The organism is Nocardioides carbamazepini (genome assembly GCF_024614185.1).
Taxonomy (GTDB): domain Bacteria; phylum Actinomycetota; class Actinomycetes; order Propionibacteriales; family Nocardioidaceae; genus Nocardioides; species Nocardioides carbamazepini.
The window spans coordinates 248447-273385 of the sequence record NZ_JAHTLF010000013.1; the positions used below are offsets into that span (position 1 = coordinate 248447).

A 24939-nucleotide genomic window follows, 5' to 3' on the forward strand; every position below is an offset into this window, starting at 1 on the left:
CTCCGCGATCAGCCAGATCTGCGCTCGCCAGTTGCCGGAGCCGGTCAGGGCGGGGGCGGTGACCGCCTCTGGGGGCGGCCGATGTTCCCGTTACAGACGTGTCCGTGGGATCTTCATCCGACGAGCTTGGGCGTCCCGCAGCCCGGCCGGCCACTCGCCTTCAACGTGGTCTTCCCCAGTTCGATGCCCAACTTGCCGAGGAGACTGGTGAGAGCCGGCAGCAAAGCCGCGTTCAAGATGTTGACCACGGGCCTCACCAGGTTCTCCAGAACCGGCGCCAAGAGATTGCCGACGATTCCTCCGATGAAGGACTCGTCCGACGACGTCACCGCGAACTGGATGTTGAGCGGACTCACCGCCTTGGTGTTGTAGGGCATCTCTTCGGCGGGGGGCGCCGGGTAGTTCAGCGTCACGGCGTACGGCGCCGGGTCACCCACGTTGGCGTGCAAACCGAGGAGAGTCGAGTCCACGGGGGGCAGATCGGTCCAGTTCGCCGGCCAGAGGGCCAAGATCGAGGACCGCTTCTTCTGCTGCAGTTGGTACCTGAGGTCGAGCGCTGCCGTCACCGACGCAACGCTGGGCAGCACGTCGAAGCCCACCGAACCCGACGAGCTGCAGACGTTGCCCGTTTGGCTCTTCAGGGTTGCTTTCGACTTGGCCGCTGTCACCGTGAGCCGCAGCCGCGAGGTCATCGAGTTCGGCTTGACCTGCTGCATATGGGTGCCGAGAAGACCGCCCAGCAATCCCTCCAACAGGTTGTTCACACCCGCGAGAAGATTGCCCACGAGCTGTCCCGCTCCAGCCGGAAGATTGAGGGTGGTCGTCAACTCGATCTGCGCCGAGGTCGCCTCGACGGGATCCGGCCCGGGACGGTTGGGATTGCCGCAGGCGATCTTGGGGATCGCGATGATCGAGACATCAGTAGTGAGAGTGCCGAGCGATCCGAGGTTCAGGGGAAGGCTCGCCCCCACCGCATGCGGATCGCCCTGGGCGTCTTGTCCTGCCACGTAGACCACCGCGTTGAGGAGATCGAGCACGCCGAGTTCGGCAGTGAGCGCGCTGCCGGGGTTCGGGCCGAGGTCAAGAATCTCCGAGATCACGAGGGTTGGCGTCGCGAGCGTTGCTTGCAGGACCAGCGCGTCGAGAATCGCCGCCGCGCTGATGTCGGCCAGGCTTGCCGGCTCCTTCCTCAAGACCACGGCCGAGGCACTCAACAACTCACCGATGGTAATCGGATCGTCTGACGTCACCAGTCCATCGACGGTCCCGACACCGAGGGCCGCCGAGAGGTCGATGAGTGGGATCTGGGCCTGTTGCAGAGCCACGATCCCGCCCGGCCCGACAACCGAGGTGGAGACGTCGAGGAGGTTGATCCCGAGCATGTTCTCCAGCAGTTGGACCAAGAAGTTGTTGGACGTGTTGAGGTCAAGCAGATTCGTGCCGACGGAGAAGCACACCGAGGCTTCATTCGAGGATGCGACAGCCGATCTGCTTCCCTCGCCCCGTTTTGTTCCGGTGACGCCGCCGAACGCGAAGGCCGTGTCGGACTTCGCCGCTACTCGAACAGCGGTCGGGACCTCAGTGGTCGAGTTGTTCGGAATCACCTCCCAATGCCCGCCGGTGCCAGCCTTGACGAACTCCCAGGTGACGTCGCCGTTGGCAAGTCGACCGCCCAACGCGCTGCTATTGCGAGCGACGCTGGCGTTCTTCACCGCGTCGAGCGCGGCCTTGTCGTAGGCATTGGCCTTGCCTCCGTTGAGCTCGCGAGCGAGGTCGAGAGCGACCATGTCGGCCACTGCCTGCACATCTCTTCGAACGACACGTTGCTGGCCCAGATCGACCGCGAAGGCAGCGGACACCATCAGCACGGTGGACATCAGCGCAGCCAGCAGAACGGCCGTCGCCCCGCGCTCGTCGTGCTGCCGGCAACGCATTCAGCTCACCCTCGCAACTGCGGTGTACTTCAGCTTGTCCGGGAGAATCAGGCCGAAGCCTGGGATCAGGCCCTTATAGGCGATCTCGACCGTCACGGTTGCGCACTGCTTGGTCGATTCTCCGGCGCAGGCCGCGATACTGACCGCGGGACAACCCGGATCTGCACAGTTCTGCCCCTGAGCGGAGACGGCGGCGCGAGCCGCCACCTTGGCCGCGTCGATCTTGGCTCCGTCCGCACCTGGCGTCACCGCCGCAGCACGCGCGCCCTCCGACGCGGCCTGGCTCACCGACTGGCGCACGCTCAGCATGTCGCCGTAGTTGATGATGCCGACCACGATCAGCATCAGAACCGGCAGGATCAGGGCGAACTCGACGGCCGCCGCCCCGCGCTCGCGGGACGACCCACCTGCCTCAAGCACCCAACGCCTCATCGGCCGGCCTCCCCCGGACTCGCTCCCATGACGCCCCCAAGCGGCGCTGGGCCGAGAGTAGTGGTGTCGGGAGCACGCTGGCAGCAGTTCCCGGATCATTGTGCCCGGACGGCCCGGTCGGGGTAGTCCGGAGGGAGTAGTCCGTGATGACTACCTGACGCCGCGGGCCCCGGGTCCGGCACACAGGACGATGTCCCGTCCGACGTCGTCAATTCGGATCAGCCCCCTGACGCGCTCACGTCAGGAGGTGGCCTGACGGTCGGCCGAATCTCGCCGATACCACTGGGTAACCGCCGCCAACCTCTCCGGTGGGCGGTAGCAGCGCCGACAATCGAGGCGGGAGTCCTGGCTCATTCTCGGGCCGGCAGGGGGAGGCTGAGATGGATCGGCGACGGTACGCGCGTCGCGGCGACGAGCCGGGCACGGACCGCGGCGCGGCCGCGGTCGAGTTCGCGCTCGTGGGCACGCTGCTCGTCCTGCTCGTCTTCGGCATCCTGCAGTACGGCCTCTACTTCAACGACTCGCTCAACGCCCACCAGGGCGTCCGGGAGACCGCCCGGATGGCCGTGGTCACCAAGGCCCCCTCCGCGTGCCGTACGACGACAGGTTGGTCCACCGTCACCTGCACCGCCGAGACGATGATCGGGACGGCTCCGGCGGACACCTACGTCAACGTCTCCGCCCCGGACGGCTGGTCCCGGGGCAATGCGCTGCGGGTGTGCGTGCTGGTGCGCTCCCGCAGCGACTTCGGCATGCTGCCGCTCCCCAACGACGGCTACGTCCGGGCAAGCCTGCAGATGTCGATCGAGCAGGACGCCACCAAGCCGACCGGGACCGGATCGGCGGAGACTGCTCCGAGCGGACAGAGCTGGTCATGGTGCGGCTGAGCGGTCCGGCGGACGACGAGAGGGGCGCCGTCGCCGTCGTGACGGCGCTCCTCGCCGTCGTGCTGCTCGTGGCCGCGTCCTTCGTGATCGACCTGGGCCTCGCCAGGGACGTGCGCGGGCAGGCGCAGAACGCCGCCGACGCGTCCGCCCTCGCCGCCGCCAACGTGCTCTATGCCGAGGACGGCGAGCCCGACCTCACGGCAGCGGTGAGTGCCGCGACGTCGTACGCAGCCCGGAACTTCGGCGTGGCCGCGTCCGCGTGGGCGGGCTGCACGGATCCGGCGGCGCTGCCGGTCGCCTCCTCCTCGCCGTGCGTGTCGTTCGATGACGCCGAGCACCCCACCCAGGTCCGGGTCCGCGTGCCGAGCCGACGGGTGCCGACGGCCTTCGCCGGCCTGGCCGGCGTCGACGAGATCACCATCGCGGCCTCGGCGATCGCGAAGCTCGACCCCGGCGTCGTCTTCCGCTGCTCCCTGTGCGTGCTCGGCGAGGGGCCGCACACGCTCGGCAACGGTGACGCCACCGTGACGGCCAGCAGCGTGCACTTCAACGGCAGCGTGTCGACCGGCCCGAACGGACACGTCGAGGCCATCGGCCACCAGATCACCGTCGAGGACAGCGCCACCGGCAACTACGAGCCGAAGGCGGAGACCGTGTCGCAGCCGATGGGCGATCCGCTGGGGTCCTTCGCGCTGCCTCCGCCCTCCGGCCTGCCCCGGACCAACCCGTGCACCGACGGTCCCGGTGTCTACGGCTCGAAGTCCTTCGGGAACAACGAGACCTGTGTCCTGGCTCCCGGCCTCTACGTCCTCACGGGTGTCTGGGACATGGGCAACAACACCGTCTTCCGGGGCACCGGCGTGACGCTGTACGCCGTGTGCGGGTCCCCCACCGCACCCCGGGCCTGCGCCCAGGCCGGTGAGCCGGGCGGCCAGTTCAACGCCAGCAACGGCAACGAGCTCACGCTCACAGCGGGAGCACCGGGCTTCGGCGACCTGGCGATCGTCTACGACCGCAACAACACCCAGCCGATCCACGTGCAGGGCAACGGCGAGACCAACATCGCGGGCAGCATCTACGCCCTCCGCTCGATGCTCTACGCGAACGGGAACTCGGGCAACGGCGTCACCAGCGGCTCGATCATCGTGAACAGCCTCTACATGAACGGCGAGAGATCGCACCTGAAGGTCACCAACGGCCTGGATCGCGAGTGGCGCCGGCCGCCGGAGGGACTGCACCTCAGCGAGTGACCTCCTGCTCGGCTCAGGACTTCGGCAGCTCCAGGTCGGACGTGGCGAGCTCCTCGACGTTCACGTCCTTGAAGGTGAGCACCTTGACGTTCTTGGCGAAGCGAGCCGGACGGTACATGTCCCACACCCAGGCATCGGTGATCGTCACCTCGAAGAAGACGTCGCCGCCCTCGGATCGGGCCTTCACGTCGACGGTGTTGCACAGGTAGAAGCGACGGTCGGTCTCGACGACGTACTTGAAGATGCCGACGACGTCGCGGTACTCCCGGTAGAGGTTCAGCTCCTGCTCGGTCTCGTACTTCTCGAGCTCCTCGGCACTCACGTGGCAACCTTAGCCCTCGGCCGGCAGCGGCTCGACTCCCGCCGCGCGTCGCACGTTGACGAACCGCATCCGATGGATCGGCGACGGCCCGTGCTCCTCCAGCGCGGCGGAGTGGGTCGCGGTGATGTAGCCCTTGTGGGTCTTGAAGTCGTACTCCGGCCATTGCTCGTCGAGGTCGAGCATCATCCGGTCCCGGGTGACCTTGGCCAGCACCGAGGCCGCGGCGACGCAGGCCGCGACCCGGTCACCCTTCCAGACCGCCAGGCCTGGGACACCGAGGCCGTCGACGGGGAAGCCGTCGGTCAGGACGTACGACGGCGGGAGGGCCAGCTTGGCGACGGCACGGCGCAGCGCCTCGACGTTGGCGACGTGCATGCCGAGGCGGTCGCACTCGTCGTGGGAGATCGCCACGACCGACCATGCGAGTGCCCGCTTGACGATCTGGTCGTAGCAGCGCTCCCGGGCGGCGGGGGTCAGGAGCTTGGAGTCGGCGAGCCCGGGGACGATCCCGGCCTTGCCTGCGGGCAGGATCGCCGCGCCCGCGACGAGCGGACCGGCGCAGGCACCACGGCCGGCCTCGTCGACCCCCGCGATCGGCTCGAACCCGTGCCGGCGCAGGACCCGCTCGTAGCCGTAGATCCCGGCGTCGCGTCGTACCGTCGCTCCTCTGGGCAGCGTGGACATGCCCCTGCCTCCCTCCGGCTACGTCCCGGGTACGGCGTCGGCCTCTTCCGCCTTCTCCAGCAGGTCGGCCGGCGGGTTGTCGGGAATGCCCTCGAACACCTCGGGGCGGCTGATCCAGCGCCACCGGTCACGGGGCCAGATCAGCGTGAAGACCTTGCCGACGACGAGGTCGGTGTCGACCCACGGGCTCTGCGTGCAGGGGTCCTCCTCGGCGCCGCACAGGTGGGCCCGGGAGTCGGCGGAGTGGCCGCGGTTGTCGCCGAGGACGAGGAGCTTGCCCTTCGGGATGGGACCGATCGTCCAGCTGCAGGGACGCTCGATCGCGGTGTCGGCCTCGCTGACCCAGTCGCTGATCTCGGCGTTGCACTTGCCGGGATCGGGACCCAGGTAGTCGGACTCGTCGATCGCCTTGCCGTTGACCTTGATCCGCCCCTGCTCGTCGCAGCACTCGACGACGTCGCCCTCGGTGCCGATGACGCGCTTCACGAGATGGCCGCCGGTCGGGTAGAGACCGACCTTGGACAGCAGGCTGGCGAACCCGGTCGGACCCTGGCTGTCGGCGGACCCCAGCCACTCGCCGGGATCCTTGAACACGACGACGTCGCCGCGGTGCGGCGTCCGACCGAACCAGTAGGAGACCTTCTGGACCAGGATCCGGTCGTTCTTGACCAGGCCGGGCTCCATCGACTCCGACGGGATGTAGAACGCCTGCATGAACAGCGCCTTGATGACGATCGCCAGGCCCAGCGCCACCGCGAGCAGCAGGATGCTCTCCTGCCAGACCGGTAGGTGCTTGCGCTTCGGAGCAGCGGACCGGGAGCCCGCCGGATCGGTCGCCTCAGGTTCGGGGACCTCGGCGGCGGAGTCCGGTGCGGTGTCGTCGGTCGTCACGAGGTAGGAGTCTAGGAGTGCCGCCTAGCGCAGACGCACGAAGGCCCGACCGTGACGGTCGGGCCTTCGTGGAAGCGTTGCTCGGAGGCTGAGCCTCCCGAGGCTCAGACCTCGCGGCGCTCCTTGATCTTGGCCTTCTTGCCCGTGAGGTTGCGCAGGTAGTACAGCTTCGCGCGGCGGACGTCACCGCGGGTGACGACCTCGATCGACTCGAAGATCGGCGAGTGGAGCGGGAAGGTCCGCTCGACACCCACGCCGAAGGAGACCTTGCGGACGGTGAAGGTCCGGCCGACACCGGAGCCGTGGATGCGGATCACGACGCCCTGGAAGACCTGGACGCGGGAGCGGCTGCCCTCGATGACCTTGACGTGGACCTTGATGGTGTCACCGGCGCGGAAGGCGGGGACGTCGTCGCGCTTGACGGCGTTGCCGAGGTCGGTGACCAGGGCGGGGCTCGGGTTGCTCATGGTTCTCCTCGCGAGTGCGCACAGGTCAGCCGCGGTTGGGTGGTGGACTAGGAGTCGGGCGTCACGGTCGGCGGTTCCCCTGTGGCAGAAGCGTCCGCGACACCGACCAGCGATCCTCCCACACCTCGCCGGGCTCCACGAAATCTGCCGGCAACGGCCGGCTGCGAGGATGGCGCCATGGACTGGGCACCGCACACCACCGAGGTGCGGCCCTGGCAGCAGCGCACGCCCCGGGGGCCCCGCGAGGACCGGCGGCTCCGGGAGGTCGAGGTCGCGCTGCCGCCGTACGTCGCGGAGCTCGACCTGCCCATGGACCGGGCGCTGAGCGCCATGGCGAGCGCCTGCGCCGGCGACCTGAGCCACCTCGACCTCGTGCACGGCCGGACGCTCAGCGCGCTCAACCACCTCCAGCTGCGCACGGAGGCGGTCGACTCCTCGAAGATCGAGAACGTCGACGCCAGCCTGGCCGACTACGGCCGCGCGCTGCTGGGCGTCGGCGCGAACGCCTCGGCGGTCTCGATGGTCTCGGCCACCGCCGCGCTCACCCGGATGATCCGGGACGCGGACAGGACCCGGTCGATCCGGCCGGAGGCGATCCTGCGGGCCCACCACGACCTGTTCCGCCGTACCCCGTCGGAGGCGCACCGCGCCGGCCGGATCCGCACGACGCAGAACTGGGTCGGCGGGAGCGACTGGTCCCCGCTCGGGGCGCTGCATGTGCCGCCGCCGCCGGAGACGGTGCCCGGCTACCTCGAGGACCTGTTCGCGTACGCCGACCGCGACGACGTGCCGCCGGTGGTCCAGGCCGCGGTCGCGCATGCCCAGTTCGAGTCGATCCACCCGTTCATCGACGGCAACGGGCGGATCGGCCGCACCCTGATCCACGCGGTGCTGCGCCGCCGACGGGCCACCCGGCACCTCACCGTGCCCATCGCGTCGGCTCTGGTGGCCCACCGCGAGCGCTACTTCGCCGCGCTCGTCGACTACCGCGCCGGGACTGCCCGCACGATGGTCGCGATGCTGGCCTCCGCGGTGCGGATCGCCACCGCCGAGTCCTGGGTGACGGCGACCCGCCTGCACGAGATCCGCGCGGGTTGGGCGGTCGCGATCGGCGGATCACGGCCCGGCACGGCCGGGCACCGCACGCTCGACCTGCTGGTCGAGGAGCCGATCGTCAACGCGGCGCTGGTGGCCGGGCGGATCGACGTGTCCCCCGACGAGGCAGCGGCCGTGATCGACACGTTGGCCACGGCCGGCGTGCTGCGCCGCGCACCCCGCTCGCGGCGGGCCCCGGTGTGGCTGGCCGGCGCGGTCCTCGACGAGGTGACCGACCTGAGCACGCGGATCCAGGAGTCGGCCCGCAGGATGCGGTCCTAGGGGCGAAAAACACAGCAGGCCCGCCCCGGCGAACGGGACGGGCCTGCTGCGGCGTACGAACGGCTGTCAGTCGAGCGCGTAGCCCTCGCCGTGGAGCACGAGGTCGATGCCGGCGATCTCGTCCTCCTCCTTGGCCCGGAAGCCGATCGTCTTCTCGATCGCCGTGGCGAACACGAAGGTGACGACGAACGAGAACGCGATCACTGTGAGCGAGGAGAGCAGCTGGGCCAGGAACAGCTTGATCTCGCCGCCGAAGACCAGGCTGCCACCGGTGAGCGCCTCGGCGCCGAAGATGCCGACCCACAGGCAGCCGATGAAGCCGGCGACCAGGTGGATGCCGACGACGTCGAGGGTGTCGTCGAAGCCGAGCTTGAACTTGAGGTCGACGGCGAAGGCGCAGATGGCACCGGCCACCAGGCCGAGGATCATGGCCCAGACCGGCGTCAGGAAGGCACAGGCCGGGGTGATCGCGACCAGGCCCGTGACGATGCCGGAGGCGGCGCCGACCGCGGTGGCCTTGCCGTCCTTGACCGCCTCCACCGCGATCCAGCCGAGCAGCGCGGCGGCCGGGGCGACCAGGGTGTTGAAGAAGATGAGCGAGGTCTGGCCCTCGTCCGCACCGAACACACCGGTGTTGAAGCCGTACCAGCCGAACCACAGGATCGCGGCACCGATGAGTACCAGCGGGACGTTGTGGGCGACGCTCTCCTCCTTCGAGAAGCCGACCTTGCGCTTGCCGAGGACCAGCGCGAGGGCGAGGGCCGCGGCACCGGCGGACTGGTGGATGACGGTTCCGCCTGCCCAGTCGAGCGCACCCTGGCCGAGGCCCCAGACGTCGTTGGCGAGCCAGCCGTAGAACTCGCCGTCGGCGTTGATGCCCCAGATCCAGCGGAAGGTCGGGAACACGACGAAGGTGGTGAACAGCGCGGCGAAGAGCATCCACGGCCAGAACCGGGCACGGTCGGCGACGGCTCCCGAGACCAGCGCGACGGTGATGATGCAGAACGCCACGAGGAACGCGTGGCCGCCGAAGGCGTTCGCCGCGTCACCGCCACCGACGCCCGTCATCAGGTCGGACATGCCGAAGTCCTGGAACGGGTTGCCGAACAGCTTGCTGCCACCGTCCGTGCCGTTGCCGGCGATGCCCGTGCCGCCGATCAGCACGTAGAGCAGCGTGACGACGGCGATCGAGCCGAAGCTCAGCATCATCATGGACACGACCGACTTCTGCTTGACCAGGCCGCCATAGAAGAAGGCCAGACCAGGCGTCATGAACAGAACGAAGGCAGCACAGATGAGCTGCCACGCGAGTACGTCGGACATAAGCGAACCTCTTGCTCTACTCGGGAATCCGTGGCGTGGGGCAGCAGCGCCGCTGTCCACGTCCGATCGAGAGCATCTCGGCGAGGCGTTTCGCCGGAGTCCGGACGGTGTTTCCGGTGGGTTACAGGTGTGCCGGCTGTGTATCAGCCTTGTGACGCCGCGCGCTCTTGGTCAGCACGACCGCTCCGGGCGGTGCCGGGAGGTCGCGGCGCAGCCGGAACCCCGCCTTCTTGTACATCCGCTGGTTGCGGGCGCTGGCCGCGCCCGTGAACAGGACGTACGACGCCACGCCGGCCGGGGCGACCGCCTGGATGTGGTCCAGCAGAGTGCGGCCCAGGCCGCTGCCCTGCAGGTCGGGAGCGACCATGATCCGGCCGATGTCCCAGGTGTCGCCGTGCTCGACCCGGCCGCGGACGGCGGCGACGAGGCGTCCGGCGCGCCGGACGACATAGGTGTCCCACTCCCCCAGCCAGGCGCGCACGTCGTCGAGCGACTCGTGCAGCGCGGGGATGTCGACCGTGTCGTTGGCGAGCGCCTCCTGGACCCAGCAGGCGCGCTGCAGCGTGAGCAGCTCGCCGGCGTCGCCGGGGGTGGCACGGACGATCGGGGTGCCGTCGTCGAGCACCGACGGCGTCAGCAGGTCGGGGCGGCGCTCCGCGGTGCGGCGGACCGCCTGCTCGTGGCGCCAGGCCGCGACCCTGCCGTGGTCGCCGGAGCGCAGCACGGCGGGGACCTCGTGGCCGCGCCACGCGGGCGGCTTGGTGTAGACGGGGTACTCCAGCAGCCCGCTCGCGGCGTGCGACTCCTCCACCAGCGACGCGGCGTTGCCCATGAAGCCCGGCAACAGCCGGACGACGGCCTCGGTGATCGCCAGCGCGGCGACCTCGCCGCCGTTGAGGACGTAGTCGCCGAGGCTGATCTCGCGGACCTCGGCGACCTCGCGCACGTGGTCGATGACGCGCTGGTCGATGCCCTCGTAGCGGCCGCACGCGAAGACGAGGTGCTCACGGGTGGCGAGCTCCTCGGCGAGGCGCTGGTCGAACGGCTCGCCCGACGGGGTCGTGAACACGACCGTGCTCCCGGGCGTGAGCAGGTCGTCGAAGGCCTCACCCCACGGCTCGGGCCTCATCACCATGCCGGCACCACCGCCGTACGGGGTGTCGTCCACGGTGTGGTGCCGGTCGTGGGTCCAGCCACGCAGGTCGTGGACGCCGAACGCGAGCAGTCCCTTGTCGGCCGCCTTGCCCGGCAGGGAGAGCTCGAGCGGCGCGAAGAAGTCGGGGAAGATCGAGACGTAGTCGAGTCTCACGCCCCGGCTCCCTGGTCGTCCTCGCCGTCCTCGTCGTCCTCGTCGTCGGGGAACGGGGCGACCAGGCCCGGCCGGTCGGCGATGACCACGCGACCGGCGGCGACGTCGACCTCGGGCACCAGCGCGCTCACGAACGGCACCAGCGCCTCGCGGCGGTCGAGGGTCGTGATCCGGAGCAGGTCCTGCGCGCCGTGCACGAGACCCGCGACCTCGCCGAGATGGGTCCCCTCGACGTCGTACGCCGCGAGGCCGATGAGCTGGTGGTCGTAGAACTCCTCGGGGTCCGCCGGCGTCTCGTCGGCCGGCACGACGGCCCGGAGCACCACGCCGCGCGCGGACTCGGCCGTGGTGCGGTCGGTCAGCTCGGCGAAGGTCGCGAGGAGCACGCCCTGGTGCCACCGGGTGCGGGCCACGGTCAGCGTGCGGGCGGCGAACGCCGAGCCGCGGGGCGCCTCGACGTCGAGGACGGCTCCGTCGGCGTACCGGCGCTCGGGCTCGTCGGTGCGGACGTCGACGGTCACCTCGCCGCGGATGCCGTGCGGCTTGCCGATGCGGCCCACCACGACCTCGATCGAGCCTTCACCGGTCGAGCCTGTCGAGACCACTGCTGTCCTCCCTGTGGAAATGAACGACGGGCGCCGCCATCATGGCAGCGCCCGTCGTCGCGGTGCGTGTTGCTCAGCGCCTGTCGGTGTCGACGAAGTCGACCCGGGTGCTGCTGTTGCCGGCGATCGCGGAGATCACCGTGCGGAACGCGGTCGCCGTGCGACCGCTCCGGCCGATCACCTTGCCGAGGTCGTCGGGGTGGACCCGGACCTCGAGCACGGACCCGCGGCGCAGCTGCTTGTCGCGCACGACCACGTCGTCGGGGTGGTCGACCACTCCGCGGACGAGGTGCTCCAGCGCGTCAGCCAGCATCGGCTCAGGCCTCGGCGTTCTCGTCGGCCGGGGTCTCGGCGGGAGCCTCGGCAGGGGTCTCCTCGGCAGGGGTCTCCTCGGCGGCGGCCTCGACCTTCTCCTCGACCTTCTCCTCGACCTTGTCGGCCTTCTTCTCGGCCTTCTTCTTCGCGGTGGTCGCCGAGGCCTTGGGCTCGTTGACGGCGTCCTTGAGAGCCTCGTTGAAGATCTCGAGCTTGTCGCGCTTGGGCTCCTTGACCTTCAAGGTGCCCTCGGCGCCGTCGATGCCCTTGAACTTCTGCCAGTCACCGGTGACCTTGAGGATCGCCTCGACGGCCTCGGACGGCTGCGCGCCGACGCCGAGCCAGTACTGCGCCCGGTCGGAGACGACGTCGATGTACGACGGGTCCTCCTTGGGGTGGTACTTGCCGATCTCCTCGATCACCGCGCCGTCGCGCTTCTTGCGCGAGTCGACGATGACGATGCGGTACTGCGGAACCCGGACCTTGCCCAGGCGCTTCAAACGGATCTTGACGGCCACGTTCGTGGTGTCTCGCTTTCGGAATCTGTGGTGGGTGAGCATGGGCGACCAGGTGGGGACACCGGGGCCCGGACTCGATGGGCGCCGCACCCACCGGTTGAGAGGGACCGGAAGGCGCAGAACTCAGCCGCCAAGTCTGCCACGGCAGGCCCGCCCAGCAGAAATCAGGCGACCACCTTGCCGCGCAGGACGACCCGCGACGGCTCCGCGAGCACCGACAGGTCGTCGACCGGGTTCCTCGGGTAGACCACGAAGTCGGCCGGATCGCCCTCGTCGAGCCCCGGGTTCCAGCCGAGCCAGGCCCGCCCGCGCCAGGAGGCGGCGCCGAGGACGTACGCGTTCGGGAGACCCATCGCGGCCATCGCGAGGATCTCCTCGTGGAGGACCCCGTGGCGGGACGAGCCGCCACCGTCGCTGCCGACGTACATCTGGACACCGGCGTCGTAGGCATTCATCAAGACCTCGCGGCGGGTCGCGTGGAGCGCCTCCATCGTCGCGCTGTACGCCGGGAACTTGTCGCGTGCGGCGGAGACGAACTCCGGGAACTTGCTGGTCTGCAGCACCGTCGGCACCAGCGCGACGCCACCCGCCACCATCTGCTCCAGGTGCGCCGTGGTCAGTCCGGTGCCGTGCTCGATGCAGTCGATGCCCGCGTCGAGGAGTGGGGAGAGCGAGTCCGCGCCGAAGCAGTGGGCGGTGACCTTCGCACCCTCGGCGTGGGCGACCCCGATCGCGGCGGCGACGGCGTCGGCGGGGAACGACGGCGCGAGGTCGCCGTCGTCGCGGGAGATCCAGTCGCCGACGAGCTTGACCCAGCCGTCGCCGGCGACCGCCTGCTCGGCGACGACGTCGACCAGGCCGTCGGGCTCCACCTCGTGGGCGTAGTTGCGCAGGTAGCGCTTGGTCCGCGCCACGTGGCGCCCGCAGCGGATCAGCCGGGGCAGGTCCTCGCGATCCTGGACCCATCGGGTGTCGGCCGGGGAGCCGCAGTCGCGGGTGAGGAGGACGCCGTTGTCGCGGTCGGCGATCGCCGTGCGCTCGATCTCCGCGTCGTCGACGGCTCCCCCGTCCTCGAGACCGAGGTGGTTGTGGGCGTCGACCAGGCCGGGGACGATCCAGCCCTCGCCGGCGCTCTCGGCACCCGCGGGACGTTCGTAGGTGATCCGGCCGTCGACGACGTACACCTCCCGCGCCTCGCCGTCGGGCAGGACCGGACCGGAGAACCTCAGTGCACTCACGCGGGCGACGCTATCAACGCCGCCGGACCCGCCGGTGCCCCCCAAAGGGGTCAGAGCCGGGACAGCAGCCAGGTCGGCGACAGCGTGGTGGCACCGACCCCGTGGACCCGGGCGTCGAGGGCCCGGTCCGCCGTCACCACGACGACCCGGCCGCCCTGGTCGGCCGCCTTGCGGGCCTCGGCGACGATCGTGGCGTCGCCGTCCCTGGGCGCGTGGACGGTGCGGACGTGCGCGTCCCGCCCGGCGCGGACGCCGCCCTTGGCCTGCCCCTCGAGCACGAGGACGACGACGTCGAACTCGACGTCGGCGACGAGGAGCTGCTCGTGCAGCCGCGCCGCGGCCCCGGCACGGTCCTTCCACCAGCCGTCGGGGCGCGCACCGACGACGTTGGCGGCGTCGACGATGAGCGTGCTCATTTGAGGAACTTGGAGAAGTCCTTCGGCAGCTGCAGGTTCTCGGCAGCGGCCTCGTAGTCGATGTCCTCGCCGATGCCGAACGGGTTCGGCTTCGCCTCGTCGGCCCTCATCTTGGCGGCGGCGGCCTCCTGGGCGGCCTTGGCCGGGTTGCCGGAGCGGCGGGCGCCCTTGCCCTTGGTCTGCTTCGCCTTCTGCTTGGCGCTGACCCGCTTTCCGCCTCCCGGACCACCCATCCCGGGCATCCCGGGCATGCCCGGCATCCCGGGCATCCCGCCGCCGCGAGCCATCTGCATCATCATCTTCCGCGCCTCGAAGAAGCGGTCGACGAGCTGGTTCACGTCGGAGACGGTGCGACCCGAGCCCTTGGCGATGCGGGCGCGGCGGGAGCCGTCGATGAGCTTGGGGTTGGCCCGCTCGGCGGGGGTCATCGAGCGGATGACCGCCTCGACCCGGTCGATCTCGCGGTCGTCGAAGTTCTCGAGCTGCTCGCGGATCTGCCCCATGCCGGGCAGCATCCCGAGGATCTTCTGCATCGAGCCGAGCTTCTTCAGCTGCTGCATCTGCGAGAGGAAGTCGTCGAGCGTGAAGTCCCCGCCCGAGAGCTTCTCCGCGGCCTTGAGCGCCTCCTCCTGGTCGAAGGCCTTCTCGGCCTGCTCGATCAGGGTGAGCACGTCGCCCATGTCCAGGATGCGCGAGGCCATCCGGTCGGGGTGGAAGACGTCGAAGTCGGTCATCTTCTCGCCGGAGGAGGCGAACATGACCGGCCTGCCGGTGACCTGGCGGATCGACAGTGCGGCGCCACCGCGGGCGTCACCGTCGAGCTTGGTGAGCACCACTCCGTCGTACCCGACACCGTCGAGGAACGCCTGCGCGGTGACCAGGGCGTCCTGACCGATCATCGCGTCCACGACGAAGAGCACCTCGTCGGGCCGGACGGCGTCGCGGATGCCGGCCGCCTGCGCCATCATCTCGGCGTCCACGCCGAGACGGCCCGCGGTGTCGACGATCACGACGTCGTGCAGCTTGCGCTTGGCCTCCTCGATGGAGGCCTTCGCGACGGAGACCGGGTCGCCGACGCCGTTGCCGGGCTCGGGCGCGTAGACGGGGACGCCGACCTTCTCGCCGTTGACCTGGAGCTGCTGCACGGCGTTGGGCCGCTGCAGGTCGCAGGCCACGAGCATCGGGGTCTTGCCCTGCTCCTTGAACCAGAGGGCGAGCTTGGCGGCGAGGGTGGTCTTGCCGGCGCCCTGCAGACCGGCGAGCATGATGACGGTCGGCCCGGACTTGGCGTAGCGCAGCCGCCGGGTCTCGCCGCCGAGGATCTCGACCAGCTCGTCGTTGACGATCTTGACGACCTGCTGGGCGGGGTTCAGCGCACCGCTGACCTCCTCGCCGCGGGCGCGCTCCTTGATCGCGGCGACGAACTCCTTGACGACCGGCAGGGCGACGTCGGCCTCGAGCAGGGCGATCCGGATCTCCCGGGCGGTCGCGTCGATGTCGGCCTCGGAGAGCCGTCCCTTGCCGCGCAGGTTCTTGAAGGTCGCGGTGAGCCGGTCGGAAAGTGTGGCGAACAAGAGCGTTGCGTCCTCGTCGGAGTCGTCGGTAGAAAAGTGGAGGGTCTCGACCACCGATCGTAGCCGTCAGTGCTCCGATGCCCGACGTCTGCGCCGGAGGTCCGAGGGTACTGCGCGGGTGCCCGGCACGCCGCGCGGAGGTCGGGAGTGCCATCGGGGGCACCCCGCAGGGGGCAAGGAGGATCCGCCATGGCGATCACGACACCCGTACGACGACCGGACGGCCCGCGCCGCCGCCCGACACCCGCCGGCATCGCGATCTGGGGCGGCATCGCCGTCGTCGGAGCGGTCTGCTGGACAGTGCTCGCCCTCTCCCGCGGGGAGGAGGTGTCGGCGTTGTGGATCCTGTTCGCGGCGCTGGCGTCGTACGCGATCGCGTACCGCTTCTACGCCCGGTTCATCGCCGACCGGGTGCTGGAGGTCGACGACTCCCGGGCCACGCCGGCGGAGCGGCTCGAGAACGGCCAGGACTTCGACGTCACCGACCGCCGGGTGCTCTTCGGCCACCACTTCGCCGCGATCGCCGGCGCCGGGCCGCTCGTCGGCCCCGTGCTGGCGGCGCAGATGGGCTACCTGCCGGGCACGATCTGGATCATCGTCGGCGTCATCCTGGCGGGCGCCGTGCAGGACATGATGGTCCTCTTCTTCTCGATGCGCCGCGACGGCAAGAGCCTGGGCCAGATGGTGCGCGAGGAGATCGGGACGGTCGGCGGCATCGCCGCCCTGATCGCGGTGTTCGCGATCATGATCATCATCCTGGCCGTGCTCGCGCTGGTGGTGGTCAACGCACTGGCCGAGTCGCCGTGGGGGGTGTTCTCGATCGGCCTGACCATCCCGATCGCGCTCTTCATGGGCTTCTACCTGCGCTACCTGCGCCCGGGCCGGGTCTCGGAGACCACGGCGATCGGGGTCGCGCTGCTGCTGCTCGCGATCGTCGTCGGCGGCTGGATCGACGACACGGGCCTCGGCGACACGCTGACGCTCTCCCACGAGACGCTGACGATCTGCCTGATCGTCTACGGCTTCGTCGCGTCGGTGCTGCCGGTCTGGATGCTGCTGACGCCGCGCGACTACCTGTCGACGTTCATGAAGATCGGCGTCATCGTGCTGCTCGCCGTCGGCCTGGTCCTCGCGCGGCCGGTGCTGGCCAACGACGACGTCAGCAGCTTCGCGCTGGACGGCGACGGACCGGTGTTCGCCGGCAAGCTGTTCCCGTTCGTGTTCATCACCATCGCCTGCGGCGCCCTGTCGGGCTTCCACGCGCTCATCTCCTCGGGCACGACCCCGAAGATGATCGCCAAGGAGAGCCACGTCCGGATGATCGGCTACGGCGGCATGCTGATGGAGTCGTTCGTGGCCATCAGCGCGCTGATCGCGGCCTGCGTGATCGACCAGGGCCTCTACTTCGCGATGAACAGCCCCGCGGGCGCGACGGGCGGCACCGCCTCGGGCGCGGCCGAGTTCGTCGGCACGCTGGGCTTCACCCTCTCCCCCGACACGCTCACCCAGGCCGCCGCGGCGGTCCAGGAGCCGACCCTCGTCTCCCGCACCGGCGGCGCGCCGACGCTCGCCGTCGGCATCTCGCAGATCTTCACCGACGCGTTCGGCGGCGGCCTGGCGGCGTTCTGGTACCACTTCGCGATCATGTTCGAGGCGCTGTTCATCCTCACCGCCGTCGATGCCGGCACCCGGGTGGGTCGGTTCATGCTGCAGGACACGATCGGCAACATCTGGCCGCGGTACGCCGACACCTCGTGGCGCCCCGCCGCCTGGTCGGCCAGCGCCCTGGTCGTGGCGGCCTGGGGCTACATGCTCTACGTCGGCGTCACCGACCCGTTGGGCGGGATCAACCAGCTGTTCCCGCTGTTCGGCATCTCCAATCAGCTGCTGGCGGCGATCGCGCTGTGCGTGTGCGTGACGCTGATGCTCAAGCACGGCAAGGCCCGCTGGGTGTGGGTGCCGCTGGTCCCGCTCGCCTGGGACCTGGTCACGACCATGACGGCGAGCTGGCAGAAGGTCTTCTCCGACAACCCCGCGATCGGCTACTTCGCGCAGGCCGACCGCTATCGCGACGCCCGCGACGCCGGCGAGGTGCTCGCGCCCGCGAAGGACGTGGGCCAGATGGACCAGGTGATCACGAACTCGACCACCAACGGCGTCTTGCAGCTGACCTTCGCGGTCCTCGTGGTCGTCGTGGTCGCCAACGCCGTCGTGGTCTGGGTCCGCGCGCTGCGCGCCGGCGGCCTGCCCACGACCGAGGTGCCGGCGGTGCCCTCGCAGATCGTCGCCCCGGCCGACTTCTTCGCGACGGCGGAGGAGAAGGCCGCCGTACGCGCCTGGGAGGAGTCGCGCCTGACCGGGAGCGGGGGCCGGCGATGAGACTGTTGGTCCGCGCCTGGCGCGGCGTCCGGTGGTACGTCCGGGAGGCGACCGGCGAGGCCCGCTGGGACGCGTACGTCGAGCGCTGCGCCCGCGACGGCACCGAGCCCGTCTCCCGCCGGGCCTGGGAGCGGCATCGGGCCGACCTTGCCGAGCACGAACCACCGGCGCGGTGCTGCTGACCAGGCCCGCGGTCGACCTCGGCAAGGGCGTGGTCCGGGTCAGGAAGACGCACTGAGCGCTCGACGGACAGCGTGCGCGGCCTCGGCCGCCCGCGTCTCCGACAGCGCACCGGCCGCCGCCTCCTGGACGTAGAAGACGTCCACGGCCTGCGGCCCCAGCGTGGAGATGTGGGCGGAGCGGACCGTCATCTCCAGGGCGGCCAGGGCGGCGCTCACCACGTGCAGGACGCCGAGCCGGTCGGCGGCCCGCACCTCGAGGACGGTCGCGTGGTCGCTCGCCTCCGGCCGTACGACGACCGCCGGGTCGAGCTCGCCGGGGGTGTGCCGCAGGGCGAGCCGGGCGGCCGGGTCGATCCGGCGCGACGTGATCGCGTCCAGCTGGTCGCGCAGCGCACCGGGGTCGAGCCCACCACCCTCGGCCACGTCCCAGATCGACACCGCGTACTCCCCCTGCGCCCACAGCCGCGCCGCCCGCACGGTGACCCGCCCCAGGGCGAACACGGCGGCGACGTCGGCGAGCAGCCCGATCCGGTCAAGGGCGACGACGGTGACCCGCGCCCCCTCGGCGACCGGCGCAGGTCGGTCGCCTCGCTCCCCATGGGCCTCGCCCGCCACGACGATGGAGACCTCGCCGTCGACGACCCCGGCCGGGATCGGGATCTCCTCGACGCGGAACGCCGGCGGCACGCTGCCCCGCTGCAGCGCCAGGCGCGCGCGCCGGGACAGGTCGAGCACCAGTCCGGCCCGCCACGACGACCACGCCTTGGGCGAGGCCGCCTTGGCGTCGGCCTCCGAGAGGGCGGTCAGCAACGCGAGGGCCTCGACGCCGCCGACGTGCTCGAGCAGGGCGTCGATCGTCGCGGGGTCGTCGGGATCACGCGTGGTGGCGAGGTCGGCGAGGAGCAGGTGCCGGCGCACCAGGAGCGCGATCAGCTCCGCCTCGTCCGCTCCGAACCCCATCCGGAGGGCGATGGCACGGGCGATCGGCTCACCGGCGACGCTGTGCTCGGTCAGCTCCCCCTTCCCGATGTCGTGCAGCAGCGCCGCGACGACCAGGACGTCGGGCCGCGACACGTCGCGGATGAGCGCGGCCGCCTCGACGCAGGTCTCGACGACGTGCCGGTCGACGGTGAACCGGTGGATCGGCGAGGCGTGCGGCAGCATCCGGATCCGCTCCCACTCGGGCAGGATCCGCGTCAGTGCGCCGGTCTCCTCCAACGTCTCCCACACCGGCAGCAGGCCGGGGCCGGCCGCGAGCAGCCGGACCAGCTGCCGACGCGCCTCGTCGGGCCAGGGCTCGGGGAGCGGCGGGCACTCCCGCACCAGCCGCGCCGCCGTCGGCGGCGCCAGGACGACGTCCCGCACGGCGGCCTCGGCCGCGGCCCGGAGCAGCAGCGTCGGGTCCTGGGCCGGCCGCGCCCCGCGGTCGAGGACGATCTCCTGACGGGACAGCGCGATGCCCGGCGCGACCCGCCGGAGCTCGGGCCGACGGGGCCGGGCCGCGGCGCTGCGCCGCAGGGCGTCGTCGGTGCGACGCCAGGCCAGTCGCGAGAGGTGGGTGACCCGTCGGCCCAGCTCACGCACGTGACGCTGCGCCGCCGCCTCGTCCGCCAGTCCGAGCCCGTCGGCGAGCGGTGCCCAGTGCTCCGGCGCGATCCGGTCGCTCGCCCGCCCGGCGGCCTCGTGGAGCAGGTCGCGGACGTCGAGGAGCTGCTGGCGGCACCGCTCCAGGTCGGCGGCCGGCACGTCCACCAGCCAGGTCGCCGTGAGGCTCTTGAGCACGGTCGCGTCGCGCAGCCCACCCTCCGCCTCCTTGAGGTCGGGCAGCGAGAGGTGGGCGAGCTCACCGATCCGCCGGTGCCGGCCGCGGACCAGCTCGCGCAGCTCGGGCAGCCGCTCGCGGGCCTGCCGACGCCAGTGCGTCAGGGTCGTGGTGCGCAGCCGCAGCGCGACGCTGTGGTCGCCCGCGATGTGGCGCACGTCCAGCAGGCCCGATGCGACGCGCACGTCGCCCTCGGCGGCCGCGAGCATCTCCGGGAGGGTGCGCGCGGCGTGGTCGAGCTGCGCCCCGGAGTCCCACAGGGGATACCAGATCCGGCTCGCCAGGTCGGTCCACCGCTCCTCGTCGACCCCCTCGTCGGCCACCAGGACCACGTCGAGGTCGGAGAACGGCGCGAGCTCCCCCCGGCCGTACCCACCGACCGCCACCAGCGCGACTCCCGACTCGGGACCGGCCGCAGCGTCGTACGCACCGAGGCAGAGGGCGTCGGCCGCCTCCGTCCGCGCGGCCCGCTCGGCTGCCGTCATCCCTGGCCGACGCTCCCGGCGATGTGAGGGCGGGCGCCACCGGTGGCGCTGTGGAGGTCGTAGGCGGTCTCGGCGTGGATGACGAGGTCGACGCCGGCCACCTCCGCTTCCGGGTCGACCCGGAAGCCGACGGTCCGGTCCAGCACCCAGACCAACAGGGCCGTCATGGTGAAGGAGAACGCGAGCGTCGCGCCCGCGGCCACCAGCTGTCGGCCGAGCTGCCCCGCTCCCCCGCCGTAGAAGAGCCCGTCGACGCCGGTCACCGACGACGACGCGAGCAGGCCGATGATGATCGTGCCGACCAGACCGCCGACCAGGTGGACCCCGACGACGTCGAGCGAGTCGTCGTACCCGAACCGGTACTTCAGCCCCACCGCGAGCGCACAGACCGAGCCGGCGGCGACGCCGACCAGCATGGCGCCGATCGGGGTGACCGAGCCGCACGAGGGGGTGATCGCCACCAGCCCGGCGACCACACCGGAGGCGGCGCCGAACGAGGTCGCGTGACCGTCACGGAACCGCTCGACCGCGAGCCAGGCCAGCAGACCGGTGCAGCCGGCGAGCAGCGTGTTGACGAAGACGATCGCCGCGGTGTTGCTCGCCCCGAGCGCGGAGCCCGCGTTGAAGCCGAACCAGCCGAACCACAGCAGGCCGGCGCCGACCATGACCAGCGTCAGGTTGTGCGGCTTCATCGGGTCGCGTCCGAAGCCGACCCGACGGCCGAGCACCAGTGCCGCGGCGAGGCCGGCGGCACCGGAGTTGATCTCGACCGCCGTCCCGCCGGCGAAGTCGAGGGCCCCCAGCTCGTTGGCCATCCAGCCACCGACGTGGTCGCCGGAGCTGAAGTCGAAGATCCAGTGCGCGACCGGCGCATAGACGAGCACCGTCCACAGCGCGGCGAAGAGCAGCCAGGTCCCGAACCGGGTGCGGTCGGCGATCGCCCCGGCGATCAGGCCGACCGTGATGACCGCGAACAGGCCCTGGAAGGCGGCGAAGATCGTGATCGGGTACGGCGCGTCCGGATCGGCCTCGAGCATCCCCCGGAAGCCGGCGTACTGCGTCGGGTCGCCGATCAGCCCGCCGCCCAGGTCGTCGCCGAAGGCCAGTGAGTAGCCGACCAGCACCCACACGACCATCACCACCGCGAGTGCCCCGAAGACCATCATCATCATGTTGAGCACGCTCTTGGAGCGCACCATGCCGCCGTAGAAGAACGCGAGGCCCGGCGCCATCAGCAGGACCAGGGCGGCCGCGGTGAGGAGCCAGGCGGTGTCGCCGGCCGCCGTGGTGGGAGCGGCGGCGGCCGCGGTCACGGCGTCGACGTGGAGCAGATCGGGCATCCGCTCACTGTGGGGGGAGTTTGTTTCGCGGGTGTAACGCGTCTCCCGGCGGCGGTTACGCGCGGGTGAAGCCGGAGCCCGGCGTAACGTCGTGCGTCCCGTGGGCTCGTGCCCACGGGACGCACGACGTCGTCGCTCGGGTCAGGTCGTCAGAGCGCCGCGCTGTCCGTGTCGCCGGTGCGGACCCGCACCACCGACTCGATCGGGCTGACCCAGACCTTGCCGTCGCCGATCCGGCCGGTGTGGGCGGTCTTGGTGATGATCCCGACGATGTCGGCCGCGTCGGCGTCGTCGACGACGATCTCGATCCGGATCTTGGGGACCAGCGCGATGTCGTACTCCGCACCCCGGTAGACCTCCGTGTGGCCCTTCTGCCGGCCGTAGCCGCTGACCTCGCTGACGGTCATCCCCGTGACACCGAAGGCCTCGAGCGCCTCCCGGACGTCCTCCCACTTGTGCGGCTTGATGACCGCGGTGACCAGCTTCATGCGCTTACCTCCGAAGGGGTGGACGTGCTCAGGAGCGAGGTACGACGGGCGGCACCGCCGCCGGTGGTGAGATCGTAGGCCGCCTCGCCGTGCTCGGCGAAGTCGATCCCGTCGACCTCGTCCTCCTCCTCGACCCGCAGGCCCATGGCCGCCCTGATCGCCAGGGCGACGACCAGGGTGGCGATGCCGGACCAGACCATGGCGAAGAGCGCGACCACGATCTGCACGACCAGCTGCTTGGCGCCGCCACCGGTGAGCAGGCCGCCGTCGTCGGAGGCCAGGAAGCCGACACCGATGGTGCCGACGAGGCCGCCGACCAGGTGGACGCCGACGACGTCGAGCGAGTCGTCGTACCCGAAGCGGTACTTCAGGCCGACCGCCAGGGCGCAGACGCCACCGGCGACCAGGCCGAGCACGATCGCGCTCCACGGCACCAGGTTGCCGCACGCGGGAGTGACGGCGACCAGACCGGCCACGACACCGGACGCCGCGCCGAGGGAGGTCGCGCGACCGTCGCGGAGCTTCTCGACGAGCAGCCAGCCCATCATGGCCGCGCAGGTGGCCAGCGTCGTGTTGAGCCAGACCAGGCCGGTCTCGGTCGTGTAGGCGTCGAGGTTGACGATCGAGCCGACGTTGAAGCCGAACCAGCCGAACCACAGCAGGCCGGCGCCGATCATGGTCAGGGTCAGGTTGTGCGGCTTCATCGGCTCCTTGCCGAAGCCGAGCCGCTTGCCGAGCAGGAGCGCCAGGACCAGGCCCGCGACACCGGCGTTGATGTGGACGACCGTGCCGCCGGCGTAGTCGATCGGCGCCACCTCGGCGCCGCCGTCACCGGAGAAGAGCAGGTCGGCGAGACCGTTCTCCACGCCGCTGAGGAAGCCGCCGCCCCACACCATGTGGGCCAGCGGGAAGTACGACAGCGTCACCCAGATCGGCAGGAACACCAGCCACGCGGAGAACTTCATCCGGTCCGCCACTGCACCGCTGATCAGCGCCGCGGTGATCACCGCGAAGGTCAACTGGAAGGCGACGAAGACGTAGTTCGCGGGGTCCGTGCTCTCGAGCCCGAACTGCGTGAACGGGTTGGAGAAGAGCTTGCCGATCTCCTTGCCCGTCGCGCCGTCGGCGGTGGCGAAGGTCGTGCTGTACGACATCGACCACCCCCACAGGGCGTAGACGATGCCCACCACGCCGAGGGCGCTGAAGGACATCATCATCATGTTGAGCACCGACTTGGTCCGGCTCATGCCGCCGTAGAAGAGCGCCAGGCCGGGGGCGGTCATCAGCAGGACGAGCGAGGCCGACACCAGCATCCAGGTGTAGTAGCCGTTTTCCATGCCCGAACCATCGACGGGCGAGGTTTCGGCTCACCCGACCATTTGTTTCAGCGCCGTAACGGGGCTCGGTCGCACGTTACGGACCCGTGAACCCCGGCGGGCTCAGCCGAGGAGCGCGTCGACGAAGGCCGCCGCGTCGAACGGCGCGAGGTCGTCGGGCCCCTCGCCCAGACCGACCAGCTTGACGGGTACGCCGAGCTGGCGCTGCACGGCGATCACGATGCCGCCCTTGGCGGAGCCGTCGAGCTTGGTGAGCGCGATGCCCGTGACGTCGACGACCTCGGAGAAGACCTTGGCCTGGATCAGGCCGTTCTGGCCGGTGGTGGCGTCGAGGACGAGCAGCACCTCGGTGACGGGCGCCTGCTTCTCGATGACCCGCTTGACCTTGCCGAGCTCGTCCATCAGGCCCTGCTTGTTCTGCAGCCGGCCGGCGGTGTCGACCACGACGGTGTCGACACCACGGTCCACACCCTCCTTGACCGCGTCGAAGGCGACGCTGGCCGGGTCACCGCCCTCGGGGCCGCGGACGACCTCGACCCCGACCCGCTCGCCCCACGTGGCGAGCTGCTCGGTCGCGGCGGCCCGGAAGGTGTCGGCGGCCGCGAGGAGCGCCGTACGGTCGTCGGCGACCAGGATCCGGGCCAGCTTGCCGACCGTGGTGGTCTTGCCGGTGCCGTTGACGCCGACGACCAGGACCACGCCCGGGGCGTCGCCCTCCCCACTCACCTTGAGCCCACGGTCCATCGTCGGGTCGACGAGGTTGATCAGCTCCTCACGGAGCACGGCGCGGACGTCGGCGACCTGGCCGCCCTCGACCCGCAGCCTCGTGCGCAGCCTCTCGACGAGCTCCTGGGTGGGTGCGACGCCGATGTCGGCGGCGAGGAGCAGGTCCTCGATCGCCTCCCAGGTGTCCTCGTCCAGCTTCTCGCGGCTGAGCAGGCCGAGGAGGCCCCGACCCAGCGCGTTGGACCCGGCGAGCCGCTGCCGGAGGCGGACCAGGCGCGAGGCCGGCTTCTCCGGGGTCTCGAGGGCCGGCGCGAGCGGCTCGGCAGGGGCCTCGACCTCGGGGGCCTCGACCGGGACGTCGACAGGCGGCGCCTCCACGTCGACCGTCGCTGCCGGCGGCGCGATGACGTCAGTGGTCGTGTCCGAGGTGCTCGGCGTACGCCGGGCCCGGGTCCCGACGAAGCCGGCGATCGCGAGGACGCCGACGACGGCGATCCCGATGACGAGATAGAGCCACTCCTGCATGCGCTCATCCCATCACGCCGCCGGGCGCAGGCCGAAACGGGTGCGGCGCTTCGCGACGTGCCGGCGTCGCGCCGCCACGCGAACGCGACCACCTACCGGACCCGACGGCGAGC

24 protein-coding genes and 1 pseudogene are annotated in these 24939 nt (G+C 70.8%); 5 read left to right on the plus strand and 20 right to left on the minus strand.

Features of this window, described 5'->3' with window-relative positions; all coding sequences use genetic code 11:
* Positions 1-113: 113 nt before the first annotated feature.
* Positions 114-1877 carry a Tad domain-containing protein gene (locus KVF89_RS08105; protein ID WP_257424766.1) on the minus strand — a complete coding sequence of 588 codons (1764 nt, stop codon included), beginning with the start codon at positions 1875-1877 and terminating at the stop codon, positions 114-116.
* 57 nt (positions 1878-1934) lie between these two features.
* On the minus strand, positions 1935-2354 hold the full coding sequence (locus KVF89_RS08110; RefSeq protein WP_257424767.1) for a TadE/TadG family type IV pilus assembly protein: 420 nt from the start codon (positions 2352-2354) through the stop codon (positions 1935-1937).
* 392 nt (positions 2355-2746) lie between these two features.
* On the opposite strand from KVF89_RS08110, the gene KVF89_RS08115 reads away from it, so the two are divergent.
* Complete coding sequence (locus KVF89_RS08115) at positions 2747-3253, plus strand: TadE/TadG family type IV pilus assembly protein (protein ID WP_257424768.1); 507 nt, start codon at positions 2747-2749, stop codon at positions 3251-3253.
* Entirely contained in the window at positions 3241-4503 is a 1263-nt protein-coding gene (locus KVF89_RS08120; RefSeq protein ID WP_257424769.1) for a pilus assembly protein TadG-related protein, read from the plus strand. Before KVF89_RS08115 ends, KVF89_RS08120 begins: the two co-directional genes overlap by 13 nt.
* Before the next feature lie 13 nt (positions 4504-4516).
* Here the strand turns inward: KVF89_RS08120 and KVF89_RS08125 are convergent, their stop codons facing one another.
* The 4 genes from KVF89_RS08125 to rplS form a co-directional block, all read right to left on the minus strand.
* On the minus strand, positions 4517-4825 hold the full coding sequence (locus tag KVF89_RS08125; RefSeq protein ID WP_215817211.1) for a DUF2469 domain-containing protein: 309 nt from the start codon (positions 4823-4825) through the stop codon (positions 4517-4519).
* Between the two features lie 9 nt (positions 4826-4834).
* Entirely contained in the window at positions 4835-5509 is a 675-nt protein-coding gene (locus KVF89_RS08130; protein ID WP_257424771.1) for a ribonuclease HII, read from the minus strand.
* Between the two features lie 18 nt (positions 5510-5527).
* Positions 5528-6400: a signal peptidase I gene (gene lepB, locus KVF89_RS08135; protein ID WP_257424772.1), complete on the minus strand. Its 873-nt coding sequence runs from the start codon at positions 6398-6400 to the stop codon at positions 5528-5530.
* Positions 6401-6504: 104 nt separating this feature from the next.
* Positions 6505-6867 carry a 50S ribosomal protein L19 gene (gene rplS / locus KVF89_RS08140; RefSeq protein ID WP_257424774.1) on the minus strand — a complete coding sequence of 121 codons (363 nt, stop codon included), beginning with the start codon at positions 6865-6867 and terminating at the stop codon, positions 6505-6507.
* A 177-nt stretch (positions 6868-7044) separates the two neighbouring features.
* Between rplS and KVF89_RS08145 the strand changes: the two genes are divergently transcribed.
* Positions 7045-8244 carry a Fic family protein gene (locus tag KVF89_RS08145; protein ID WP_257424777.1) on the plus strand — a complete coding sequence of 400 codons (1200 nt, stop codon included), beginning with the start codon at positions 7045-7047 and terminating at the stop codon, positions 8242-8244.
* A 66-nt stretch (positions 8245-8310) separates the two neighbouring features.
* On the opposite strand, the gene KVF89_RS08150 is transcribed toward KVF89_RS08145, so the two are convergent.
* The 9 genes and pseudogenes from KVF89_RS08150 to ffh form a co-directional block, all read right to left on the minus strand.
* The gene (locus tag KVF89_RS08150) at positions 8311-9567 is read right to left on the minus strand and encodes an ammonium transporter (protein ID WP_257424779.1); all 1257 of its coding nucleotides are present in this window, start codon (positions 9565-9567) and stop codon (positions 8311-8313) included.
* Positions 9568-9688: 121 nt separating this feature from the next.
* Positions 9689-10192, minus strand: coding sequence for a GNAT family N-acetyltransferase (locus tag KVF89_RS08155; RefSeq protein WP_257425255.1), 504 nt, complete (start codon positions 10190-10192; stop codon positions 9689-9691).
* A gap of 12 nt (positions 10193-10204) precedes the next feature.
* Positions 10205-10876, minus strand: a pseudogene (gene trmD, locus KVF89_RS08160) (tRNA (guanosine(37)-N1)-methyltransferase TrmD); the annotation flags it as partial.
* Positions 10873-11481, minus strand: coding sequence for a ribosome maturation factor RimM (rimM, locus tag KVF89_RS08165; RefSeq protein WP_257424782.1), 609 nt, complete (start codon positions 11479-11481; stop codon positions 10873-10875). The gene rimM and the pseudogene trmD, both read right to left, overlap by 4 nt.
* Positions 11482-11554: 73 nt before the next feature.
* A complete protein-coding gene (locus tag KVF89_RS08170; protein WP_139622504.1) occupies positions 11555-11794 on the minus strand; it encodes an RNA-binding protein in 240 nt (79 codons plus the stop codon).
* A 4-nt stretch (positions 11795-11798) separates the two neighbouring features.
* Positions 11799-12314: a 30S ribosomal protein S16 gene (gene rpsP / locus KVF89_RS08175; protein ID WP_257424785.1), complete on the minus strand. Its 516-nt coding sequence runs from the start codon at positions 12312-12314 to the stop codon at positions 11799-11801.
* Between the two features lie 164 nt (positions 12315-12478).
* Positions 12479-13552: an amidohydrolase family protein gene (locus tag KVF89_RS08180; protein WP_257424786.1), complete on the minus strand. Its 1074-nt coding sequence runs from the start codon at positions 13550-13552 to the stop codon at positions 12479-12481.
* Positions 13553-13602: 50 nt separating this feature from the next.
* Positions 13603-13968, minus strand: a complete 366-nt coding sequence (locus KVF89_RS08185) for a PIN domain-containing protein (RefSeq protein WP_257424787.1) — start codon at positions 13966-13968, stop codon at positions 13603-13605.
* The gene (gene ffh / locus KVF89_RS08190; RefSeq protein ID WP_257425257.1) at positions 13965-15542 is read right to left on the minus strand and encodes a signal recognition particle protein; all 1578 of its coding nucleotides are present in this window, start codon (positions 15540-15542) and stop codon (positions 13965-13967) included. The genes KVF89_RS08185 and ffh overlap by 4 nt, the downstream gene beginning before the upstream one ends.
* A gap of 189 nt (positions 15543-15731) precedes the next feature.
* Here ffh and KVF89_RS08195 point away from each other — a divergent pair, with 189 nt between their 5' ends.
* Together KVF89_RS08195 and KVF89_RS08200 are read left to right on the plus strand one after the other, a co-directional pair.
* The gene (locus KVF89_RS08195; RefSeq protein ID WP_257424788.1) at positions 15732-17921 is read left to right on the plus strand and encodes a carbon starvation CstA family protein; all 2190 of its coding nucleotides are present in this window, start codon (positions 15732-15734) and stop codon (positions 17919-17921) included.
* Positions 17918-18103, plus strand: a complete 186-nt coding sequence (locus KVF89_RS08200; RefSeq protein ID WP_257424789.1) for a YbdD/YjiX family protein — start codon at positions 17918-17920, stop codon at positions 18101-18103. The genes KVF89_RS08195 and KVF89_RS08200 overlap by 4 nt, the downstream gene beginning before the upstream one ends.
* 39 nt (positions 18104-18142) lie before the next feature.
* Here KVF89_RS08200 and KVF89_RS08205 read toward each other — a convergent pair whose 3' ends face one another.
* From KVF89_RS08205 to ftsY, 5 genes are all read right to left on the minus strand, one after another.
* The gene (locus KVF89_RS08205) at positions 18143-20410 is read right to left on the minus strand and encodes a [protein-PII] uridylyltransferase (protein ID WP_257424790.1); all 2268 of its coding nucleotides are present in this window, start codon (positions 20408-20410) and stop codon (positions 18143-18145) included.
* Positions 20407-21750, minus strand: a complete 1344-nt coding sequence (locus KVF89_RS08210) for an ammonium transporter (RefSeq protein ID WP_257424791.1) — start codon at positions 21748-21750, stop codon at positions 20407-20409. Before KVF89_RS08210 ends, KVF89_RS08205 begins: the two co-directional genes overlap by 4 nt.
* 149 nt (positions 21751-21899) lie before the next feature.
* Entirely contained in the window at positions 21900-22238 is a 339-nt protein-coding gene (locus tag KVF89_RS08215; protein WP_257424792.1) for a P-II family nitrogen regulator, read from the minus strand.
* Positions 22235-23575, minus strand: coding sequence for an ammonium transporter (locus KVF89_RS08220; protein ID WP_257424793.1), 1341 nt, complete (start codon positions 23573-23575; stop codon positions 22235-22237). The genes KVF89_RS08215 and KVF89_RS08220 overlap by 4 nt, the downstream gene beginning before the upstream one ends.
* 102 nt (positions 23576-23677) lie before the next feature.
* Positions 23678-24826: a signal recognition particle-docking protein FtsY gene (gene ftsY, locus KVF89_RS08225; protein ID WP_257424796.1), complete on the minus strand. Its 1149-nt coding sequence runs from the start codon at positions 24824-24826 to the stop codon at positions 23678-23680.
* Positions 24827-24939 lie beyond the last annotated feature (113 nt).

What these genes read in the sequence shown, in the direction of transcription:
- KVF89_RS08195 (WP_257424788.1), top strand. Translation starts at nt 15,732, where the DNA reads ATGGCGATCACGACACCCGTACGACGACCGGACGGCCCGCGCCGCCGC.
- KVF89_RS08105 (WP_257424766.1), bottom strand. Translation starts at nt 1,877, where the DNA reads ATGTCCACCGTGCTGATGGTGTCCGCTGCCTTCGCGGTCGATCTGGGC.
- ftsY (WP_257424796.1), bottom strand. Translation starts at nt 24,826, where the DNA reads ATGCAGGAGTGGCTCTATCTCGTCATCGGGATCGCCGTCGTCGGCGTC.
- KVF89_RS08210 (WP_257424791.1), bottom strand. Translation starts at nt 21,750, where the DNA reads ATGCCCGATCTGCTCCACGTCGACGCCGTGACCGCGGCCGCCGCCGCT.
- KVF89_RS08145 (WP_257424777.1), top strand. Translation starts at nt 7,045, where the DNA reads ATGGACTGGGCACCGCACACCACCGAGGTGCGGCCCTGGCAGCAGCGC.
- KVF89_RS08130 (WP_257424771.1), bottom strand. Translation starts at nt 5,509, where the DNA reads ATGTCCACGCTGCCCAGAGGAGCGACGGTACGACGCGACGCCGGGATC.
- rplS (WP_257424774.1), bottom strand. Translation starts at nt 6,867, where the DNA reads ATGAGCAACCCGAGCCCCGCCCTGGTCACCGACCTCGGCAACGCCGTC.
- KVF89_RS08150 (WP_257424779.1), bottom strand. Translation starts at nt 9,567, where the DNA reads ATGTCCGACGTACTCGCGTGGCAGCTCATCTGTGCTGCCTTCGTTCTG.
- KVF89_RS08205 (WP_257424790.1), bottom strand. Translation starts at nt 20,410, where the DNA reads ATGACGGCAGCCGAGCGGGCCGCGCGGACGGAGGCGGCCGACGCCCTC.
- KVF89_RS08215 (WP_257424792.1), bottom strand. Translation starts at nt 22,238, where the DNA reads ATGAAGCTGGTCACCGCGGTCATCAAGCCGCACAAGTGGGAGGACGTC.
- KVF89_RS08115 (WP_257424768.1), top strand. Translation starts at nt 2,747, where the DNA reads ATGGATCGGCGACGGTACGCGCGTCGCGGCGACGAGCCGGGCACGGAC.
- KVF89_RS08200 (WP_257424789.1), top strand. Translation starts at nt 17,918, where the DNA reads ATGAGACTGTTGGTCCGCGCCTGGCGCGGCGTCCGGTGGTACGTCCGG.
- KVF89_RS08120 (WP_257424769.1), top strand. Translation starts at nt 3,241, where the DNA reads ATGGTGCGGCTGAGCGGTCCGGCGGACGACGAGAGGGGCGCCGTCGCC.
- KVF89_RS08220 (WP_257424793.1), bottom strand. Translation starts at nt 23,575, where the DNA reads ATGGAAAACGGCTACTACACCTGGATGCTGGTGTCGGCCTCGCTCGTC.
- KVF89_RS08170 (WP_139622504.1), bottom strand. Translation starts at nt 11,794, where the DNA reads ATGCTGGCTGACGCGCTGGAGCACCTCGTCCGCGGAGTGGTCGACCAC.
- KVF89_RS08185 (WP_257424787.1), bottom strand. Translation starts at nt 13,968, where the DNA reads ATGAGCACGCTCATCGTCGACGCCGCCAACGTCGTCGGTGCGCGCCCC.